The sequence below is a fragment of the Rathayibacter sp. VKM Ac-2804 genome (assembly GCF_009866655.1).
GTDB lineage: Bacteria > Actinomycetota > Actinomycetes > Actinomycetales > Microbacteriaceae > Rathayibacter.
In genome coordinates, this window is record NZ_CP047420.1 from 2,740,849 (window position 1) to 2,759,720 (window position 18,872).

Genomic DNA, 18,872 nt, shown 5'->3' on the forward strand with positions numbered 1-18,872 from the left:
TCTGGTGGGTGGGTCTCGATACGCGCTGCGCGCTACTCGACCAGCATGCAGGACCAGCATTCCTGCATGCTCGCCGCGCTGCGGCGCTCCATGCTGATCGAGTAGGCCGCGGAGCGGGCGTATCGAGATCCACGAGCCCCAGAAGGACGAGTCTGCAGACCCGCCCTTCTGGGGACGGCGGGTCTCGATACGCCCCTGCGGGGCTACTCGACCAGCATGACGCGGCGCCGCCGCGTCCTTTCCCTCACCACTGAGACACGAAGCGGCTGAGGGCGCGCTTCGGAGAGGGGGCGGCCCATGCTGATCGATAGCCCTCGCAGAGAGCGTCTCGAGATCCACCCGCGTCAGAACGGTGCGGGTATGTCGTCGAAGCGAGGCTTCGGCGGCGGGTCCGGCGGGCGGCCCGGGAGCGGGGGTGGTCGGTTGCCGATCCGGCGGCCGGTCGGGCTCGTCCAGACGAGGGTTCCTCGGTGGTCGATCCGGTCGTAGCTCCACTGTTCGCCGTGCCGGACGTGGTGGTGGGACGTGCAGAGGCTCACGAGGTTCTCGAGGGAGGTCTCGCCGCCGTTGCGCCATTCGAGGGTGTGGTCGGCCTCGGCGGTCGAAGCGCGGCGGGTGCAGCCGGGGAAGCGGCAGGTCTGGTCGCGCAGCTGGAGGTGGAGGCGCATCCGGGCGGGCGGGAGGCGCTGAGTGCGGCCGACGGAGACGACGGCGCCGGTGTCCGGGTCGGTGAGGACTCGGGTGAACGAGGCGGCGGTGCGGATCAGCTCGCGCGCGACGTCCGCGGGGACGGGGCCGTAGCCGTCGAGGTCGGCGGGCGCGTCGTCGAGACCGACGGCGGTGGACGCCGCGAGGGTGAGGCGGACCTCGGCGCGGACTCCGGGAACGTAGGTCGGGTCGGGCCGGCGACCGACATCGGGAGTCGTCCCGGCGATTTCGCCGTCGCAGAGGAGGTCGACGGCCGCGTCGGCGCTGAGTTGCTGGAGGGTGCGCGGGTCGCCCTCGTCGCGGAGGATGCGGGCGACACGGCGGAGACGGTCGTAGGCGCCCGCCACTGCCGGCGCGGGAGCGTACAGGCAGAGCGTCGCCATGCCGTCGACGTCCGGGGTGACCCAGACCGCACGGTCCTCGCGGGCTCGGATGTGCCGCTCGGCGAGGGGCTGCTCGTGGAGCTCCTCGCGCCAGCGGACGAGGGCTCGGCGCAACTGCGTCGTCGTCATCGTGAGGGCGGCGTCGGCGGCGCGCTCGTCGAGTGCGGCGCGGGACTCGGCGGGGAGGCTGCTCGCGGTCGCGCAGATCGCCTCGGCGATCTCCCAGTAGATGCGGGCGCCGGCGAGCAGGGCGCGCGTGAGCGGGAGGTGCTCGATCAGCAGCTGCGCCTGCTCGAGGAGTCGCGAGGCGTCCCGCTCGGACAGGAGCATCGCGGCGGCGAGCTCGGCGCGGACGGAGCGCTCGAAGAGGTCCCGGCTCTCGCTGCGAGAGGCGCCGCGAGCGAAACGGTCCAGGCGGGCGAGGGCGGTGCGGTAGCCGTCGTAGACCTCCTCGGCGGCGGCGAGCTTCTCCGGGGCGGCGGCTCGGGTGCGAGCGGCGGCGCGGTCGAAGCAGGCCTGCACGTGGGCCAGCGCGTCGTCGTCCGCTCCGTGGTCTGTCATACGCGTATTGAATCAGGGACCACCGACATGGAGCACGGAGCCGGGGTCGGGTGGGGAGAACGGGGGCGGAAGGGGGCTGTGGAGGAGGCCTCGGGCCGCAGGTCCGGCGAGGGGGATCTCCTACGAAAGATCGCCTGATACGTATGAGAGAACCAAGCTGATCGAGTAGCCCGCACAGCGGGCGTATCGAGATCCACCACCGTCAGAACGCGGGTCTGCAGATCCGCCCTGCTGGTGCCGGAGGGTCTCGATACGCCCCTACGGGGCTACTCGACCAACATGACGCGGCGCAGCCGCGTCCTTTCCCTCACCACCGAGACGCGAAGCGGCTTCCGCGCTCGATACGCCCTGGGGGCTACTCGACCAGCATGCATGGTGAGCGCAAGGCAGCGGCGGCATGCGCGCGAACACCATGCGATGGGGGTCTCGATACGCCCTTCGGGCTACTCGACCAGCATGCACGGGGAGCGACGTACGGTGGTGGGTCTCGATACGCCCTTCGGGCTCCTCGACCAGCATGGGTCGAGCTGCTCCATCGGCGTGGCTCGGGGGCTCGATCGGCAGGGGCGGTGGGCTGCGAATCGGGTGGGGCGGGTTGCTGCGGGGGCGGGTGGAGCGCACAGTGGAGGGATGGTCGAGGGATACTCCTCCGCGCAGGTGCGGGCCGCCGAGGCGCCGCATCTGGCGCGTCGAGAGCCGCTGATGCAGCGGGCCGCGGACGGGCTCGCGCGCGAGCTGCGGGCCGCGCTCGGCACGCGGAAGGACCGACGCGGTGCGGGCAGCGTGCTCGTGCTGGTCGGGCCGGGGAACAACGGCGGGGACGCGCTCTACGCGGCGGCCGAGATCTCCTCCTCCGGCAGCGACGTGTCGCTCGTGCTGACCGCCGACCGGGTGCACCAGCGCGGGCTCGCCGTCGCGCTCGACGACGGCTGCGGCCGCGTCGCCGCCGACGACCCGGCCGCCCTCGCGGCGGCGGTCGCCCGGGCGGACGTGATCGTGGACGGGATCCTCGGCATCGGCACGGCGCAGCCGGCGCTGCGCGGGCGGCCGCGCGAGGTGGTGGCGACCGTGATCGAGGCGCTCGGACGCCGCGAGGACGCGCCCGTCGTGGTCGCCGTGGATCTGCCGAGCGGGATCGGGCCGGACGACGGCGCCGTGCCGGACGAGACCGTCCTGCCCGCCGACGTGACGGTGACGTTCGGCGCGATCAAGGCGGGGCTGCTGCTCGAGCCGGCGCGCTCCTACGTCGGGCGGATCCGGCTCGTGGACATCGGGCTCGGGCCCGACCTCGCCGGGGTCGAGCCGATCGTCAGGACGTAGGCGAGCGGATCGGGCCGGCGCAGGTCAGGACTGCGCGCCGCGGGTGAGCAGATGCGCCCGCTCGGGGTGCTGGTCGAACCACTGCCCGACGTACCAGCACATCGGCACGATGCTGCGGCCGCTCGACGCCTCGATGTCGTCGACGGCGAAGGCGACCAGCTCGCCGGCCAGCCCCTGGCCGCGGTGCGGCGGCGAGGTGAAGGAGCGCACGAGCGAGACGCTCTCGGCGTTCTCGTGGTAGTCGAGGACGCCGACGAGTGCGCCGTCCTGATGCAGTTCGTAGCGGGACGCGTGGTCCGCGCGGCGGAAGTCCTTGGCCATCTCCCCAGGGTAGGCCGCCTGCACGTCCGATGGTCGGACGGGTCAGGATCAGTCGCCGAGGAGCTCGCCGTCGACGTAGTACCAGCGGCCGTCCTCGCGGAGGAAGCGGCTGCGCTCGTGCACGAGACCCGGCCCCTCGGAGGAGCGGTAGGAGGCGCGGAACTCGACGAGCCCCTCCGCATCCGCCTCGCCGCCGAAGGAGGTGTCGACGATCTGCAGGCGCCGCCAGCGGACGTCGTCGTCGAGGTCGACGCGCTTCGGCCGGGTGGAGGGGTGCCAGCTGGAGAGCAGGTAGCCGGCGCTGCCGAGCACGTTCGCGCTGTAGCGGCTGCGCATCAGGCGCTCCGCGGTCGGCGACGGCGTCTCGCCGAGATGGGCGGGGCGGCAGCAGTCGGCGTAGTGGCGGCGGCTTCCGCACGGGCAGGCGTCGGCGGGGTGCATCCGGACAGTCTCGCAGGGCTCGGGACCCGCCACTCGTCCGCTACTCCCCCGCTCCCGCCACCAGCGACACCGCGAGCAGATCGCCCGTCGGCCCGGCGCCGACGGCGTGCAGCGAGAACTCGACCAGGCCGTCCTCGCCCGTGGACGGGGTGATCGCGTAGTCGGCCTCGATCTTCCCGTCGCGCGTGTGGACGGTGAGCGGCTCGCCCAGCGGGCGCCCGTCGATCCGGAGCTCGTGCTCGCCGCCGCCGTCGCGGAGCCGGACCCGGAGCACCGCGGCCCGCTGCTCCGGGTCGACGAGGGTGTAGCCGAACCAGCCGTCCGGGCCCTCGGCGCTGCGCCAGTGCCGGCCGTCAGCGCCGCCGGCCCGGCTGCGGTGCCCGACGAAGGCGTGGTCCGACTCGGGCTGCTGCTCGCCCGCGGTGACGGAGTCGATCACCGCGGCGGAGGCGTCGGCCTCGCGGTCGAGCGCGGCCAGCTCGACCCGGCGCGCGGCGGCGTCGGAGCCGGTCGGCCAGTAGAGCGTGTACCGGCTGTCGTGCAGTCCCGCGAACGGCTCGAGGCGCACCGGGCCGGCGTCGGTGGTCAGCTCGGCGGTCAGGGTCGCGCGGTCGAGGAGGGCGACGGCGCCGACTCCCCCGGTCACCACCGGGGTCGCGGCGAGGTCGCGGAGCGGGCCCGCGGCGACGTGCGCCATCCGCCGGCCGTCGGCGATCAGGCCGTCGAGGTCGGCGGCGTCGGTCCGTGCCGCGAGCACGACGGGGCCGTAGGAGAACGCGGACCAGGCGGAGCCGTCGGGCAGCGGCTCGGCGCGGAACGCGAGCGAGAAGCCGACCCGGATCTCGTGCCGGCCGGGCGCCAGGACCGCGGTGCGGACGACGCCGTCGACGGCTGCGGTGTCCAGCGCGGCTCCGTCGACCGTCACCGTCATCGACTCCGCCCAGGCCGGCCGGCGGAGGAGCACGGCGCCGGGGCGCTCCAGATGCACCGTGATCGTCGCGTCGTCCGCGTGCGGGAACGCGGTGTCGATCCGCGCGCGCAGGCCGTGCTCCGGGGAGTCGAGGGTCGAGGGCAGGTAGAGGGCGATCAGCAGGTCGTCGCCGTCGTGCGCGTCGTCACCGGCTCGGACATCGTCACCGACGAGGGCGTAGATCAGCTCGCCGTAGCGGGCGTGGTTCTCCAGTCCCGTGCCGACGCAGCACCACATGCCCTCGTGCGGCGCCGAGTAGATTCGGTAGTGCGCAGGCCGGAGCGGGGTGAAGTAGACGAAGCCGCCGTCCGGGTGCTGCGAGGAGAGCAGGTGGTTGTACTGCGCGCGCTCGACGTAGTCGAGATAGCGCTCGTCGCCGCTCGCCGCGAAGAGGACGCCGCTCAGCTCGATCATGTTGGCGGTGTTGCAGGTCTCGGGGCCCTCGCGGTCGAGGATCATCGGGGTGAAGTCGCTCGACCGGTGGAAGTGCTCGCGCACGCTGTTGCCGCCGATCGCGACCGTGCGCTCGCGGGTGACCTGCTCCCAGAAGAAGCGCGCGGCCGGCAGCAGCTCGCCGCCCAGGCGCGCGTAGCCGACGGCCTTGGGGATCTGGGTGTTCGCGTGCAGTCCGTCGAGCACGTCGCGGTGCTGGAGCAGCGGGTCGAGGAGCGCGCGGTGCGAGAAGCGCGCGGCCTCGGCGCGGTAGGCGGCGGCCCGCTCGGGGTCGGCGGCGGCCACCTGCTCCGCCAGATCGGCGAACGCCTCGTTCATCCCGCCGAACTCGGCGTGCAGCATCGCCTCGAACGCCTCGTCGTCGAGACCGGCGGACACGCCGAGCCACCAGTCGGCGAAGCGCACCGCCATCGCGAGCGCCCGCTCCGAGCCGCCGGAGGACGCGGCGTCGAGCAGTCCCGAGAGCGTCTTGTGCAGGTTGTAGAGCGGCACCCAGCGGCCGTTGAGGGTGAACAGGTCCGCGTCGACCTCGCCCCGCGCGAGCTCCTCCCCCAGCGCCCGCCCGCCGGGGACGCCGCCGAGGTAGCCGGTGCCGACCGCGTCCTGGGCCCGCTCGAACCCGTCGAGGAGGGTCTCCATCCGCTCGCGCGCGGCCTGGTCGCCGGTCGCCGCGAGCATCAGCGCGCTGGCCGAGAGCGCGTGCCCGCCGACGTGCCCGTCGAGCCCGTCCGACTCCCAGTTGCCGTAGCCCTCCGCCGCGGGCAGACCGGCCTCGCGCAGGAACGGTGCGAGCAGGCGGTCGGGGTCGAGCGCGAGGAGGTAGCGCAGGCCCGTGGCCTGGGCGTCGGCGAAGGCGCTCGGCAGCAGACGGACGGAGCGCAGCGGGAAGCGGCGGACGGTGCGGGGCAACGGGAGACCTCTCAGCCCTTGACGGCGCCCGCGACGAGACCGCGGACGTAGTACTTCTGGATGGCGGCGTAGAGCAGCAGGCACGGGATCATCAGCAGCACCGCGCCGGCGATGACGTAGCCGAAGTCGGTCTGGCCGAAGGCGCCGGAGGAGATGTTCTGGATGGCGACCGGCAGCGTGAAGAGGTCCTGCCGGGTGAGGAAGGTCAGCGCGCCGAGGAAGTCGCTCCAGGCGCCGAGGAAGGCGAAGAGGAAGACCGTCGCGACGCCCGGGACGATCATCGGCCGCAGCACCGAGAGGAGGATGCGGAACGGGCCGGCCCCGTCGATCCGCGCGGCCTCGGTCACCTCGCGCGGGATCTGCGCGAAGGAGTTCCGCATCAGGAAGACCCCGAACGGCAGGTTGAAGGTGAGGTAGAAGAGGATGATGCCGAGGTGGGTGTCGGTGAGGCCGAGCGCGTTCATCTCGAGGAAGAGCGGGGTCAGCACCGCCTGGAACGGCACCATCATCGTCAGCAGGATCAGCCCGAACGCGATGTTCGAGCCGCGGAACGGGAAGAGCACCAGCGCGTAGGCGGCGAAGGTGGTCACGACCACGCTGAGCACGGCGGTGCCGAGGGCGATGATCAGCGAGTTGACGACGTAGGTGCCCGCGCCGATCGAGCCGAGCAGGCCGGTGTAGTTGTCGAGGGTCAGGTTCGAGAAGGACTGCTCGGCGGCGGGCGCGACGATCTGCGCGCCGGGCTGGAACGAGCGCAGGATCGACCAGGCGACCGGCGCGACGAACGCGATCGAGACCAGCGTGCCGAGCACGACGTAGAGCAGGGTGCGGAAGCGGGCGGCGGGAGTGCTGCGGCGGGTGGGCATCAGTCGTCCTTCATCACTCGGAACTGGAGCAGCGTCAGCGCGGCCGCGATGACGACCACCACGAACGACAGCGCAGTGGCGTAGCCGACCTGCAGATCGCCGAAGGCCTTGTTGTAGACGTAGAGCATCACGGTGAGGGTGCCGGTGCCCGGCCCGCCGCCCGTGATCACGTAGAACTGGGTGAAGGCGAGGATCGCGCCGACGAAGCCGAGCACGCTGAGCAGGCCGAGGTAGCGCTTCACCAGCGGGACCGTCACCAGGAACTCCTGCTTCCAGCGGCCGGCGCCGTCGATCGCCGCGGACTCGTAGAGCGCGTCGTCGATGCCCTGCATGCCCGACATCAGGACGATCATGGTGAAGCCGGAGCCGACGTAGGCGCCGAGGAGGACGATGAGGGTGGTCGCGCTCGTCGCGTCGAGCAGCCAGGCGGTGGGCGCGTCGGTGAGGCCGACGGCCATCAGCACCTGGTCGAGCGCGCCGCTGTCGGGGCGGAACTCGAGCAGGGCGACGAAGCTCAGCGAGGTGAGGCCGATCACGTACGGCACGAAGACGGCGGTGCGGATGATCCCCGCCCCGCGCCGGTTGGAGCGGACCAGCACGGCGAGCAGGTAGCCGATGACGATGCCCAGCAGCGTCGAGACGACGGCGAACCCGAGCGTGTAGAGCACGGAGGCCCAGAACGTGGTGTCCGAGAAGGCGGTCGCGTAGTTGTCGAACCCGACGAAGCCGACGGTGCCGACCAGGGGCCAGTCCGTCACCGAGATCACCACGGCGAAGAGCAGCGGCACGACCACGAACACGACGACGAGGACGAGGGCGGGCAGGATCATCAGGAGCCCGGTGCGGGCGTCCTTCTTCCCGAGGGCGACGCTCATGCCTGGTTCACCTCCAGGACGCGGGCCGTCTCCTCCTGGCCGCGATCGAGGACCGCGTCGAGGTCCTCGTCGCCGAAGACCGCGCCGCGGAACATCGCGAGCCACGGGGACTGCACGGTGTTGGTGAGCTGGGTGTACAGGGTGGTCGGGGCGGCGAAGCCCTCGTTCATCCGCTCCATCCCGGGGACCATCAGCGGGAACTCGGCGGCGAAGCCGGTCTCGAGCACGTCGTCGCGCACCGGGTACCAGCCGAGCGCGGCGAGCCCGGACTGCTGCTCGAGTTCGGTGACGAAGCGCATGAAGTCCCAGGCCGCCTCGGGGTTCCGGGCGCCGCGCGGGATGGAGAGCACCGCGCCGCCGGAGAACTGCGAGACGCCGCCGTCGGGGCCGGGGAACGCGCTGACGCCGAGGTCGCCGAGGAACTCGGGGGTCGCTCCGCCGACGATCAGGTCGTAGGAGCCGGGGAAGAGGCCGACGGTGCCGTCGAGGAAGTCCTTGCCCCAGGCCGTGCCGCTGTCGGCGGAGGCGCCCGGCTGGGCGAGGCCCTCCTGCTCGAAGGTCCGGTACAGCTCGAGGGTGCGCCGCAGCGGCTCGTTGCCCGCGACGGTCGCGCGCTGGCGGCCGACGACGCCGTCGTAGAACGGACTCTCGTCGGCCCAGAAGTGCGGCTGGATCACGTAGCCGAGGATGCCGGCGGAGTTGCCGGTGAAGGTCACCCCGGAGACGCCGTCGAGCCGCTGGAGCGCGCGGGCGTGGGTGAGGTACTCGTCGAAGTCGGTCGGGCCCTGCTCCGGGTCGAGGCCGGCCTCCTCGTAGAGGCGCTTGTTCCAGAAGAGCTGCGAGACGTTGGAGAGGGCGGGCAGGCCGTAGACCCTGCCGTCGTAGGAGGCGACGTCGAGCAGCGGCCGGTTCAGCCGGTCGGCGTAGGGCAGCGCCTCGATCAGCGGGGTGAGGTCGGTCAGCGCCTCGTGGGAGCTGAAGACCGGCGTGGTGACCGAGTCGGGAGCGACGACGTCGGGCACCGCGTTCGCGCGGATGGCCGTCGCGAGCTTGGTGACCATCTGCCCCTCGGGGAGCACGGTCAGCTCGACCCGGACCGCGCTCTGCGCCGCGTGGTACTTCTCGACGATCGCCTGGGCCGGCGTGAAGGCGACGCTGCGGCACCAGAAGCGGATCGTGCCGCTCGGGGCGGCGGCGAACGAGGGCGCCGAGACGTCGGCCTCGGGCAGCACGGCGGAGCAGCCGGTCAGGCCGAGCGCGGCCGCGAGGCCGGCGCCGCCGAGGGCGAGCGCGCGCCGGCGGGTCAGGTCGGGCAGGTGCGGGTCGAGCAGGCGGAGAGGAGAGTGCATCGTCGGTCCCTCGTCGGTGGTCGGGTGCGTGCGGGCGGGTGCGGGCGGCGGGCGGGCGCCGGGTCAGGTGGAGTCGCGGACGATCAGCTGGCAGGGGTGCGCCTCGATCCCGGCGCGGGGGCGGCCGTCGATGGCCTCCAGCGCGCGGGCGCCGGCCGCCCGGCCGAGCTCCTCGAGATTCATGTCGACGGTGGTGAGGGCGGGGCGGGAGTTCATCGCCGCAGCGGCCCAGTTGTCGAAGCCGACGATCGCGACGTCGTGCGGGACGCTCACCCCGGCCTCGCGCAGGCCGTCGGCGACGCCGCGGGCGATCTCGTCGCTCCCGCAGAGCACCGCGTCGACAGGCTCGACCCGCTGGCGCAGCATCTGCGCGGCCTGGCGTCCCCAGGTCTCGGTCCAGTTGCCGTAGAGCGAGCGGTCGCCGACCAGGCGCAGGCCGAAGGAGGGCGCGTGCTCCTGGACCGCCTCGGCGCGGATCCGGGCGGAGTAGTCGAGCCGGGGGCCGGCGACGTAGGCGATGTCGCGGCGGCCGAGCGCGGCGACGTGCTCGAGCGCGAGCAGGACGCCCTGGGTCTGGTCGACGACGACCGACATGTCGGCCGGATCGTCGGAGGAGCCCATCACGTAGACGATCGGCACGCTGGTCGCCGGCAGGGCCGGGCGCGGACCGGTGAGGTTGGTCATCACCACGATCGCGTCGACGCCGCGGGCGGCGAGGATCTCCACGCAGTGCCGCTCCCGCACCCGGTCGCCGCGGGAGTTGCTCAGCAGCACCGACGCCTGCTCGGCGGGGAAGGCGTCCTCGAGTCCCCACATCACCGGGATGCTGAAGCGGCCGATGTCGTCGGAGGTGACCAGGCCGATGGTGAGCACCCGCTGCTGGGGCGCCGGCCCGCTCGCGGCGGCCGGCAGCGCGAAGCCGAGCTCGGCCGCGGCGGCGAGGATCCGGCCGCGGGTGTCACCGCTGAGCTGGCCGCGGTTGTTCAGCGCCTTCGAGACGGTGCCGACGGAGACGCCGGTCGCCGCGGCGACGTCGCTGAGGGTGACGCGGCGGGCGGGGAAGCTCATCGTGGTCGTCCTCTTCTCGTCGTCGAGAGCGCGGGATGCGGTGACGGCCACCGTAGCTTGCGGCAACTTTCCGCGTCAAGGCAAAGGTTGCCGCTCCGTGCGGCGGCGTGCGCGGAGGTGTGCATCCCCTCCATGTCCGCGGCGCCGGGTTGAGCCGGGGCCGCGATCTCGGCATCGTGGCTCCCTCATCGATCACGGACGGAAGGAACGACCCGATGCTCACGCTCACCGACAACGCCAGCACCGTCGTCAAGACCATCACCGGTCAGACCGAGACCCCCGTCGAGGGCGGACTCCGCATCAGCGGCGACGACCTCGACGCCCGCAACTTCGCCGTCGCCGTCGCGCCGGCCCCGGAGACCACCGATGCGGTCGTGGAGCAGGACGGGGCGCGGGTCTTCCTCGACGTCGCCGCCTCCGTGGCCCTCGGCGACAAGGTGCTCGACGCGCAGGTGGACGAGGGCGGCTCCGTCACCTTCGGCATCACGCCGCAGGGCTGACGCTCCACCGCTCGAACGACGGAGGCCGCCCTCCCGCTGCTGCGGGGAGGGCGGCCTCCGTCGTTCCGGCGGCCCAGGACAGGTCGTTCCGGGCGGCTCAGGACAGGACGTCGCGGGTGGTGAAGCGCGCGATCGCCAGCGAGCCGAAGACGACGACGTAGGCGAGCTGCAGCAGCGCGTTCTCGCCGAACGAGCTCCAGGCGATCGGGTCGCGCAGCAGGTCGGCGAAGTCGAACCAGCGGTCGGTGAAGAGGAACGGGTGCAGGGCGTCGAGCTGCGAGAGCGAGCCGACGATCTGCGCCGCGATCGACACGACCACCGTCGCGGCCATCGCGCCGACCGGGACGTCGGTGAGCGTCGAGATGAACAGGCCGATCGCCGCCAGCCCGATCAGCGACAGCGCCGCGTACACGGCGATGGCGAGTGCGCGCCCGATCGCGTCGGCCAGCGGGACGGTGCTGCCGGAGAGCAGGGTGACCGGACCGGCCGGGAAGAGCGCCAGGCCGATCAGGATGCCGACGACCATCACGGTCAGCGCCGCGGCGAGGCAGAACGCGATCGCGGCGGCGAACTTGACCACGAGCAGCCGGATCCGGCCGACCGGGCTGACCAGCAGATAGCGCAGGGTGCCGAGCGACGCCTCCCCCGCGATCGCGTCCCCCGCGACGACGCCGACGGTCAGCGGCAGGAAGAGCGGGACGGCGACCGTGATCGCCGCGAAGCCGGTGAACAGGCCGTTGCCGGCGATCGCGCCGACGAAGGAGGGGCCGCCGCCGTCGCCGCCGGACAGCCGCACGGCGACCGCCAGCAGGATCGGGATGGCCGCGAGGGCCGCCAGCAGCGCCCACGTGCGCCGGCGGCGGAAGAGCAGGGCCAGCTCGGAGGCGAGCAGCGAGCCGATCCCGAGGCGGCGCGCCGGGCGGGCGGGGGCGGCGGGGGTGGCGGCGGTGCTCTCAGCGCTCGACATCGAAGCCCTCCCCGGTGAGCTGGACGAAGCGCTCCTCGAGCGAGGGGCGGCGGACGGAGAAGCCGCGAACGCGGACGCCCGCGGTGACGAGGGACGCGACCACGGACTCCGGGGCGGCGCTCGCGGGCATCGCCGCGACGACCAGCGGCGGATCGATCGGGTGCTCGGCAGGGACGAGCCGCGGCGCGAGCCCCAGCTCGACGAGGGCGCGCTGGGCGTCGACCACGTCGGGCGTGAGCAGCTCGAGCGAGGCCGCGTCGCCGCGGAGCTCGTCCAGGCCGCCCTGCGCGACGAGGCGGCCGGTGCGCATCACGGCGGCGTGGGTGCAGAGCTGCTCGATCTCGGCCAGCAGGTGGCTGGAGACGAGCACCGTCGTGCCGTCGGCGTTGAGGCTGCGCACGAGCGAGCGGACCTCGCGGGTGCCCTGCGGGTCGAGGCCGTTGGTCGGCTCGTCGAGGACGATCAGATCGCGCGGCGACAGCAGGGCGACGGCGATGCCGAGGCGCTGCTTCATCCCGAGCGAGTACGAGCCGACCTTCTTGCCGGCCGCAGCGGAGAGGCCGACGCGCGCGAGCGCCTCCTCCGCACGGCTGTCGCGGCTGCGCGAGGACGTGCCCGCCTCGGCGGCGTCGAAGCGGCGGAGGTTGGCGCGGCCGGAGAGGAACGGGTAGAAGCCCGGCCCCTCGACGAGCGCGCCCACGCGCGGCAGCACCTCGGCGGCGCTGCGCGGCATGGCGGAGCCCAGGACGGTGATGCTCCCCTCGGTCGGCGCGGCGAGAGCGAGCAGCATCCGGATGGTCGTGGTCTTGCCCGAGCCGTTGGGCCCGAGGAAGCCGAAGACGGCGCCGCGCGGGACGGCGAGGTCGAGACCCGACACCGCCTCCTGGCGCCCGAAGCGCTTGGTGAGGCCCCGGGTCTCGACCGCGAGCTCGCCGGTCGTCACCGACCGGCGGCCGCGGTGAGCGCGTCGACCGGGACGGCGCCTGCGAGGACGCGACCGTCGTCGGTGAAGAGGACCGTGAACAGGGCGGAGGAGAGCACGCGGCCGCCGTCGACGGCCGTGGTCACGGCGTCGAGCTGGGCGAGGGACTCGGAATCACCGGCGGGCAGCTCGACGATCGAGCCCCAGCCGGTGCCGGTGGTGGTGACGCCGGAGTCGCCCTCGGGCGCGGCCGGGACGCCGGCGGCGTCGGTGGGCGCGGTCGCCTCCTCGTGGACCGGGGCCTGCTTCTCGGTGACCTCGGCGCCGGCGGGCGGGGTGAAGGAGAACATCGAGGCGTCGGGCGCCGAGACGTCGATGCTCGTGTAGGCGACGCTGAAGGCGGGCGCGGTGCCGCCGACCGCCGTGACGGCCACGCCGAGGGGCAGGCCGGTCTCGCCGTCGATCGAGACGGTGACCGAGCCGACGAGGGTGCTGCCGCCCCGCGGGGTGAGCACGAGCTCGTACGCGTCGCGGCCGGCGACGCGCACGTCGGAGCCGACGGCGACGGTGGTCGTCGGGTCGATCGCGGCGAGCAGCTGCTCCGCGATCGAGGAGGGCGTGGGGACCTCGCCGGCCGGTGCGTCGGGCCGGGGGGCCTCGGCGCCGTCGCCGGTGGGCGGGAGCAGATGGGTGACGGCGTTCTCGGCGGAATCGTAGATCCAGACGCCGTCGGTCCTCGTGGCGACGACGTCGCGCTCGGCGAGGCGGTCGAGCACCTGGAGGCGCGCGCCCTGCTCGGCGTCGACGTAGACGCGGGCCTGGTGCGAGCCGGTCGCGAGCTCCATCAGCGCGCTGGTGGCCGAGGCGTCGTCCGCGCCCTGCGCACCGGAGCCGGTGCCGCCGAGAGCGGAGAGGTCGGGCAGGCCGAGGGCCGAGGTCTGCTGGACCTCGCCGGAGAAGGCGGTGGTGTCGCTCTCGGCGACGAAGGCGAGGAGATCGGTGGCGGACTTCTCCGGGAGGTCGCCGGCCGCGTTCGCGGACAGGGGCAGGGTGACGGCCGCGGCGACGACGACCAGGGGGACGACCGCAGCGGGGACCCAGCGCTTCCAAGAGGTGCTCATAGTGCTCGACGCTACGCCTCGAAACGCGGAGCCGCCTCCGAGTCGGGCGCCGTCACGGCGGACCGTCAGGCGATGCGGTCGGCCGACACGACGACGTTGTCGACGTAGTGCCCGTAGGAGTCGTCGAACACTCCCCCGCAGGTGATCAGCCGCAGCTGCGCCGTCGGGCTGGGACCGTAGACGTCCTCGGTCGGGAAGTCCTCCTTGGGCACCGAGACGGAGCCGGTGACCGAGAAGGTGCGGGTGCTGCCGTCCGAGAGGATCACGTCGACGGTGTCGCCGGGCACGAGGGCCGTGAGGTCGAGGAAGACGCCCGGGCCGATGCGCGAGTCGACGTGCCCCGCGATGACCGAGGGGCCGATGTCGCCGGGGACGACGCCGTCGCGGTACCAGCCCGCCTCGTCCACCTGCACGGGCGGCTGGATCCAGCCGGTCTCGTCGCGGGTGAGCGATTCGAGCGAGGAGTCGACGCCGATCGCGGGGATGACGACGCGCACCGGGGTGACCGCGGAGCGGGCGGGTGCCGCCGCGGCGACCGGGTTCTGCAGCGCGCCCGCGTCGCCCGGCGACGGGGTGGCCGGTGCGGTGGCGGCGGGCGCGGCCGAGGCCGTGGTCGTCGCAGCGGGTGCGGCGTCCTGCCCCGCGGCGGAGCAGCCGGCCAGGAGCAGGAGCGCCGCGAGGGCCGCCCCGCCCCGGCGAGGCGGCGCATCAGCTCGCTCGGCCGGTGCCGACCGAGGAGCGGCGCGCGATCAGGGCGAGGGCGCCGGCGACCGCGGCGAAGACGCCGAGGACCGACAGGACGCCGAGGAGTCCGTCGACCAGCGGCGCGGCGGTCGCGGAGTCGGCGGAGGCGACGTGCACGGCGGTGGCGCCGCCTCCGGTCTGGATGCCGCCCGTGGGCAGGTCGCCGATCGCGGCCGAGTCGAGCACGGGCGAGACGACGAGGCCGTTCGAGGCGTCGTCGAGGACGAAGAGCGAGGCGACGGAGCCGGGCGCGAGGTCGAGGTCGGCCGTCGCGGTCACGGCACCGGCCGAGAGGTCGAGGCTCCACGGGCCGGCGGGGACGCTAGTGTAGCCGGTGGCGGTGCCCTGCGCGGCTCCGGTCGCGAGCAGCGTGCCGGTCGTGGTGGCCACGTCCACCTGGCTGGCGGTGGTCGACGCCTGGACGACGCGGACGCGCGCCTGGCCGTCCGCGGGCGGGGTGAGGTCGTCGGTAAAGACGGTGGTGCGCAGGACGGCGTTGCGGCCGAGGGCGGCGACCGTCAGCGGGGTGCCGGCCGAGACGTCGACGGACTGCTCGATGACCGGGGCGGTGCCCTCGGGCGCATCGGAGGGAACCATCGCGACGACGTAGGTGCCGGGCTGCAGCGTCCAGTAGGGCGAGACCGCGCCGTAGGCCACGTCGTCCAGCTCGAAGGCCGCGCCGCCGCCGCCGAGGGCGGTCAGGGTCACGTCGACCGACTTGGTGTCGGGCGAGAGGTGCGCGACCCGCACCCAACCGGTCGCCGGCGGCGCCTCGGCCGCCGAGGCGGGCGCGGCGCCGAGAGCGGCGAGCGCGGACACCGCGGCGAGGGCGAGCGCGGCGCGCGCGAGACGGAGGGGGCGGATCGGGTTCATGGCGGGTCCTTCGGGTGGGGGCGTGCTACTGAGCGCCCGGGAGCAGCCCGGTCGGCTCATCGAGGTCGAGGGTGACGAGGAGACCCTCGGGGGTCGACTCGACGGACGTCGGGACGAAGTCGCCCGACTGGCTGCCGAGCCACGTGGTGGCGCTCTGGAGGGCGGCGACGTCGGCGGGGAGCGACGCGCCGTTGTAGCCGGACAGGATCATCCGGTGGCGGACGCCGTCGACCTCGTTCGCGCCGACGGGGAAGTCGACGACGGAGAGAGGAGTGAAGGCGAGCTGCTGGCCCAGCAGGAGCAGGAGGCGCGAGTCGACGCGACCCTCCTCGAGCAGGGTGCGGGCCGCGTCGGTCGTGGTCAGCGCGGGGTTGGCCGCGAGCTGGCCACCGGCCGAGGCGCGGGCGGCGGTGAGCACGGTGGCCGCGGCGGCGGCCTGGTCGGTGCCCTGGTCGAGGACCCGGCGCACCTCCACGGCGGTGTCGCCGCTGCCGAAGCTCGCGACGGTCTCGGAGTTGTCGAGCGCCGTCCCGGTCTCGCCGGTCGCGGTCGCCCGCAGGCTCGGCGTGGCGAGGATGTAGTCGGCCGCGCGCCAGGCGGAGTCGGGCGCCGCCGCGCTGAGCGTCGACTCCGAGACGACGGTGTCGCCGGGGAAGCCGGCGTCCGTCACGTCGCCGACGAGGTCGTCCTGCACGAGGAGCACCGAGGCGGGGTCGATCGTCTCGGCGACCCAGGAGACGGCGGCCTCGGTGGTGCCGGGAGCGGCGGCCGCGACGGGGCCCGCCCCGTCGCCGCCGTCTCCGCCGCCGTTCGTGATCAGCGGGACGGCGACGAGCGCGCCGCCGATCAGCAGCACGGCGGCGCCGATGCCGGCGCCGATCAGCACGGCCTTGCGGCGGGAGCGCGGGCGGCCCTCGTCGTCGGCCGGGTCGGCGGCGACGGGGGTGCCGTGCCATTGGTGGGCGGTCGCGGGCACCGGGGGCGCGAGGAAGGCGGGCGCGTCCTCGGTGTCGGTGTCGTCGATGTCGGCGCGGTCGCCGCGGCCGGGGAACGGGGCCGGAGCGAGGAACCGCTCGTCGAAGAGGTCGCGGGCGGGGTCCGCGGTGCGGTGCTGCGGCTCGGCGTGCTGCTCGGGCTCGGCGACGCGGTCGGGCCCGGCGAGGTGCTCGGGCTCCGGGTCGTGCGGGGGCTCCGGGTGGCGCTCCTCCTCGGCGGGCGCGGACCGGCGCGCGGGGTCGGGCAGGAGCAGGCCGAAGGCACCGCGGGGGCGGCCCTGCACCGGGACGAAGGACGCGGCGTTCGGGTGCGGGAATTCGAGGTGCTCGGTGTCGAGCTCGCAGATCTCGCCGATGACCGGCGCCGGCGCGGGGCCGGTGGCGCCGGTCGGGGCCAGGGCGAAGCCCCGGAGGAGCGCGGCGTCGACGATCGGCGCCGGCGGGGTGACAGCGACGGGGGGCGGCGGCTGGACCGCGGACGGCGCGGAGGTCGGCGGCTCGAAGAACAGCGCGTCGACGGGCTGCGGCTCGGCGGGCGGGGCCGCGGTCTCGGACTCCTCGGGCTCGGACTCCGCGGGCTCGCTCTCCTCGGGCTCGGACTCCTCGGGCTCGCTCTCCTCGGAGGCGAGCTCGACCGGCTGCTCGGCGAGGGGCGGGGCGACGACGGGCGGGGCCGGCCGCACCGGCGGCGCGGGGGGTGCGGGCGGACCGTCGAAGAACTGCGCGTCCACGGGCTGCGGCTCGAAGCGCGACGGCGTGGCCTCGGCGGCCTGCGGCTCCTCGACCTCCTCCGACGGCGCGAAGTCGCGCGGGAGGTCGATCATCGGCGACGGCGCGGCAGGAGCCGGGGCGGGCGGCGGTGGGCTGCGGAACGCGCTGTGCGATCCCCCGCCGCGCGGGGGGCGGGAGAGGTCGGGCACGAAGGAGGCGACCCCCGGATGGGGGAATTCGAGAGCATCCGCGTCGAGCTCGCAGTACTCGCCGATCGCGGGCGCGGGCACGTCGAAGACGCGCCCGGCATCCGCGTGCGCCGGAGGGGCGTGCTGCCCGAGGAGGGCGTCCCGGCGGGGAGCCTCCTCGTCGCGCGCCGGAGCCGGCAGGTACTCGGTCACGTCGGGTTCGACTCCGTACGGGGGTTCCCCTTCCCCGGGGGAGTCGCTGCGCCGCGAGCGCGAGAACAGCTGCCGGGCGGCCGAGACGGCGGTGCGCGCCATCAGCGGCGGCTCCGTCCGGCGTCGTTCCGACATTCGAGGGTCACAGCTCCTCTTCGGAGCGGACGCGCCGATCGGTCTGGTCTGGCGCGCGTTCCGGAGTGCTGTCCCCACATGCTCATGAGGCGCAGTCTTCCGTATTCGCTGGCGCGAAAGGTACCGGAGGTGGCGCTTGTGATCTGTTCGTCACGCGGTCGAGCCTGAGGAGGAGCCTCTGTGAGAGGGGTGCGCCGGGCCGGCCGCGGCGAGGATGATCGCAGGATGGACCTCCCGTTCCCCCTCCCCCTCGCCCCGATGCTCGCCAAGGCGGTCGCCGCCGTGCCCGCCCAGGACGCGGTGGCCGGCGGCTACTCCTACGAGCCGAAGTGGGACGGCTTCCGCGCGATCGTCTCCGTCTCCGGCGGGGAGTGCGAGATCGGCAGCCGCGGCTCCAAGCCGCTCACGCGCTACTTCCCCGAGCTGGTCGAGGCGTTCCTCCGGCTGCTCCCCGACGGCTGCGTCCTCGACGGCGAGATCGTGCTGGCGACCGGGCCGGCGGGCGCGCAGCGGTTGGACTGGGAGCTGCTCTCGCAGCGGATCCACCCGGCGGCCAGCCGCGTCGCGACGCTCGCGGCCGAGACTCCGGCGATGCTCGTCGCCTTCGACCTGCTCGCCGTGGACGGCCGGAGTCTGCTCGACGACCCGTACTCGGCGCGGCGGGAGGCGCTCGCCGCGCTGCTGGACGGCGTCGCTACGCCCGTGCACCTCGGCCGGACCACCGCCGACGAGGCGCTCGCCCGCGACTGGCTGGAGCGGTTCGAGGGCGCGGGGCTCGACGGCGTGATCGCCAAGCCGCTCGCGGCGCCCTACGCGACGGGCAAGCGGACCATGCTGAAGGTCAAGCACCACCGGACGGCCGATGTGATCGCGATCGGCTACCGGGAGCACACGTCCAAGCCCGGCCTCGGCTCGCTGCTGCTCGGCCTCCGCGACGCCGACGGGACGCTGCGGCAGGTGGGCGGCGCCTCGGCCTTCACCGACGCGCGGCGGGTCGAGCTGATCGACGAGCTCGCCGACGTCGTCGAGCGCGATGCGGACGGCGAGGCGGTGCGCGGCGACGGCGAGCGCAGCCGCTTCTCCGGGAGCCGCGACACCTCGTTCGTCCGGCTGCGACCCGAGCGGGTGCTCGAGGTGCGCTACGACCAGATGGAGGGGTCGAGGTTCCGGCACACGGTGCAGTTCGAGCGCTGGCGGCCGGACCGCGACGCGGACTCCTGCACCTTCGAGCAGCTGGAGACGCCGACCGCGTACGACCTGGGCGACGTGCTCGGCTGAG

General features: G+C 74.1%; 17 protein-coding genes. 3 read left to right on the forward strand and 14 right to left on the reverse strand.

The genetic code is table 11. The features are described 5' to 3' along the window. Positions 1–344 precede the first annotated feature (344 nt). On the reverse strand, positions 345–1,652 hold the full coding sequence (locus GTU73_RS12895) for an HNH endonuclease signature motif containing protein (protein ID WP_160090069.1): 1,308 nt from the start codon (positions 1,650–1,652) through the stop codon (positions 345–347). 630 nt (positions 1,653–2,282) lie between these two features. On the opposite strand from GTU73_RS12895, the gene GTU73_RS12900 reads away from it, so the two are divergent. Continuing rightward, entirely contained in the window at positions 2,283–2,972 is a 690-nt protein-coding gene (locus GTU73_RS12900) for an NAD(P)H-hydrate epimerase (protein WP_160090071.1), read from the forward strand. 24 nt (positions 2,973–2,996) lie between these two features. Here the strand turns inward: GTU73_RS12900 and GTU73_RS12905 are convergent, their stop codons facing one another. The 7 genes from GTU73_RS12905 to GTU73_RS12935 all read right to left on the reverse strand — a co-directional run bounded on the left by GTU73_RS12905 (position 2,997) and on the right by GTU73_RS12935 (position 10,224). Beyond that, complete coding sequence (locus GTU73_RS12905) at positions 2,997–3,293, reverse strand: GNAT family N-acetyltransferase (RefSeq protein WP_160090073.1); 297 nt, start codon at positions 3,291–3,293, stop codon at positions 2,997–2,999. 48 nt (positions 3,294–3,341) lie between these two features. Beyond that, positions 3,342–3,734: a YchJ family protein gene (locus GTU73_RS12910; protein ID WP_160090075.1), complete on the reverse strand. Its 393-nt coding sequence runs from the start codon at positions 3,732–3,734 to the stop codon at positions 3,342–3,344. 40 nt (positions 3,735–3,774) lie between these two features. Further along, the gene (locus tag GTU73_RS12915; protein WP_160090077.1) at positions 3,775–6,066 is read right to left on the reverse strand and encodes a beta-L-arabinofuranosidase domain-containing protein; all 2,292 of its coding nucleotides are present in this window, start codon (positions 6,064–6,066) and stop codon (positions 3,775–3,777) included. 11 nt (positions 6,067–6,077) lie between these two features. Beyond that, a complete protein-coding gene (locus tag GTU73_RS12920; protein WP_160090079.1) occupies positions 6,078–6,932 on the reverse strand; it encodes a carbohydrate ABC transporter permease in 855 nt (284 codons plus the stop codon). Then, positions 6,932–7,807: a sugar ABC transporter permease gene (locus GTU73_RS12925; protein WP_160090081.1), complete on the reverse strand. Its 876-nt coding sequence runs from the start codon at positions 7,805–7,807 to the stop codon at positions 6,932–6,934. Before GTU73_RS12925 ends, GTU73_RS12920 begins: the two co-directional genes overlap by 1 nt. Then, positions 7,804–9,156: a sugar ABC transporter substrate-binding protein gene (locus tag GTU73_RS12930; RefSeq protein ID WP_160090083.1), complete on the reverse strand. Its 1,353-nt coding sequence runs from the start codon at positions 9,154–9,156 to the stop codon at positions 7,804–7,806. Before GTU73_RS12930 ends, GTU73_RS12925 begins: the two co-directional genes overlap by 4 nt. A gap of 63 nt (positions 9,157–9,219) precedes the next feature. After that, positions 9,220–10,224 carry a LacI family DNA-binding transcriptional regulator gene (locus GTU73_RS12935; RefSeq protein WP_160090085.1) on the reverse strand — a complete coding sequence of 335 codons (1,005 nt, stop codon included), beginning with the start codon at positions 10,222–10,224 and terminating at the stop codon, positions 9,220–9,222. 215 nt (positions 10,225–10,439) lie between these two features. Here GTU73_RS12935 and GTU73_RS12940 point away from each other — a divergent pair, with 215 nt between their 5' ends. Next, the gene (locus GTU73_RS12940; RefSeq protein WP_123446096.1) at positions 10,440–10,724 is read left to right on the forward strand and encodes a hypothetical protein; all 285 of its coding nucleotides are present in this window, start codon (positions 10,440–10,442) and stop codon (positions 10,722–10,724) included. Between the two features lie 97 nt (positions 10,725–10,821). Here GTU73_RS12940 and GTU73_RS12945 read toward each other — a convergent pair whose 3' ends face one another. From GTU73_RS12945 to GTU73_RS12970, 6 genes are all read right to left on the reverse strand, one after another. Further along, a complete protein-coding gene (locus GTU73_RS12945; RefSeq protein WP_160090087.1) occupies positions 10,822–11,691 on the reverse strand; it encodes an ABC transporter permease subunit in 870 nt (289 codons plus the stop codon). Next, complete coding sequence (locus GTU73_RS12950; RefSeq protein WP_160090089.1) at positions 11,678–12,634, reverse strand: ABC transporter ATP-binding protein; 957 nt, start codon at positions 12,632–12,634, stop codon at positions 11,678–11,680. The genes GTU73_RS12945 and GTU73_RS12950 overlap by 14 nt, the downstream gene beginning before the upstream one ends. Beyond that, complete coding sequence (locus tag GTU73_RS12955) at positions 12,631–13,734, reverse strand: DUF2092 domain-containing protein (protein ID WP_160090091.1); 1,104 nt, start codon at positions 13,732–13,734, stop codon at positions 12,631–12,633. Before GTU73_RS12955 ends, GTU73_RS12950 begins: the two co-directional genes overlap by 4 nt. Positions 13,735–13,799: 65 nt before the next feature. Continuing rightward, entirely contained in the window at positions 13,800–14,402 is a 603-nt protein-coding gene (locus tag GTU73_RS12960; RefSeq protein ID WP_160091370.1) for a class F sortase, read from the reverse strand. 40 nt (positions 14,403–14,442) lie between these two features. Further along, positions 14,443–15,351: a DUF4397 domain-containing protein gene (locus tag GTU73_RS12965; protein WP_160090093.1), complete on the reverse strand. Its 909-nt coding sequence runs from the start codon at positions 15,349–15,351 to the stop codon at positions 14,443–14,445. A 25-nt stretch (positions 15,352–15,376) separates the two neighbouring features. Then, the gene (locus GTU73_RS12970) at positions 15,377–17,560 is read right to left on the reverse strand and encodes a hypothetical protein (protein WP_160090095.1); all 2,184 of its coding nucleotides are present in this window, start codon (positions 17,558–17,560) and stop codon (positions 15,377–15,379) included. A 258-nt stretch (positions 17,561–17,818) separates the two neighbouring features. Between GTU73_RS12970 and GTU73_RS12975 the strand changes: the two genes are divergently transcribed. Beyond that, positions 17,819–18,871: an ATP-dependent DNA ligase gene (locus GTU73_RS12975; protein WP_160090097.1), complete on the forward strand. Its 1,053-nt coding sequence runs from the start codon at positions 17,819–17,821 to the stop codon at positions 18,869–18,871. The last annotated feature ends 1 nt before the right edge of the window (position 18,872 follow it).

What these genes read in the sequence shown, in the direction of transcription:
- GTU73_RS12895 (WP_160090069.1), bottom strand. Translation starts at nt 1,652, where the DNA reads ATGACAGACCACGGAGCGGACGACGACGCGCTGGCCCACGTGCAGGCC.
- GTU73_RS12900 (WP_160090071.1), top strand. Translation starts at nt 2,283, where the DNA reads ATGGTCGAGGGATACTCCTCCGCGCAGGTGCGGGCCGCCGAGGCGCCG.
- GTU73_RS12905 (WP_160090073.1), bottom strand. Translation starts at nt 3,293, where the DNA reads ATGGCCAAGGACTTCCGCCGCGCGGACCACGCGTCCCGCTACGAACTG.
- GTU73_RS12910 (WP_160090075.1), bottom strand. Translation starts at nt 3,734, where the DNA reads ATGCACCCCGCCGACGCCTGCCCGTGCGGAAGCCGCCGCCACTACGCC.
- GTU73_RS12920 (WP_160090079.1), bottom strand. Translation starts at nt 6,932, where the DNA reads ATGCCCACCCGCCGCAGCACTCCCGCCGCCCGCTTCCGCACCCTGCTC.
- GTU73_RS12925 (WP_160090081.1), bottom strand. Translation starts at nt 7,807, where the DNA reads ATGAGCGTCGCCCTCGGGAAGAAGGACGCCCGCACCGGGCTCCTGATG.
- GTU73_RS12930 (WP_160090083.1), bottom strand. Translation starts at nt 9,156, where the DNA reads ATGCACTCTCCTCTCCGCCTGCTCGACCCGCACCTGCCCGACCTGACC.
- GTU73_RS12935 (WP_160090085.1), bottom strand. Translation starts at nt 10,224, where the DNA reads ATGAGCTTCCCCGCCCGCCGCGTCACCCTCAGCGACGTCGCCGCGGCG.
- GTU73_RS12940 (WP_123446096.1), top strand. Translation starts at nt 10,440, where the DNA reads ATGCTCACGCTCACCGACAACGCCAGCACCGTCGTCAAGACCATCACC.
- GTU73_RS12945 (WP_160090087.1), bottom strand. Translation starts at nt 11,691, where the DNA reads ATGTCGAGCGCTGAGAGCACCGCCGCCACCCCCGCCGCCCCCGCCCGC.
- GTU73_RS12955 (WP_160090091.1), bottom strand. Translation starts at nt 13,734, where the DNA reads ATGAGCACCTCTTGGAAGCGCTGGGTCCCCGCTGCGGTCGTCCCCCTG.
- GTU73_RS12965 (WP_160090093.1), bottom strand. Translation starts at nt 15,351, where the DNA reads ATGAACCCGATCCGCCCCCTCCGTCTCGCGCGCGCCGCGCTCGCCCTC.
- GTU73_RS12970 (WP_160090095.1), bottom strand. Translation starts at nt 17,560, where the DNA reads ATGGCGCGCACCGCCGTCTCGGCCGCCCGGCAGCTGTTCTCGCGCTCG.
- GTU73_RS12975 (WP_160090097.1), top strand. Translation starts at nt 17,819, where the DNA reads ATGGACCTCCCGTTCCCCCTCCCCCTCGCCCCGATGCTCGCCAAGGCG.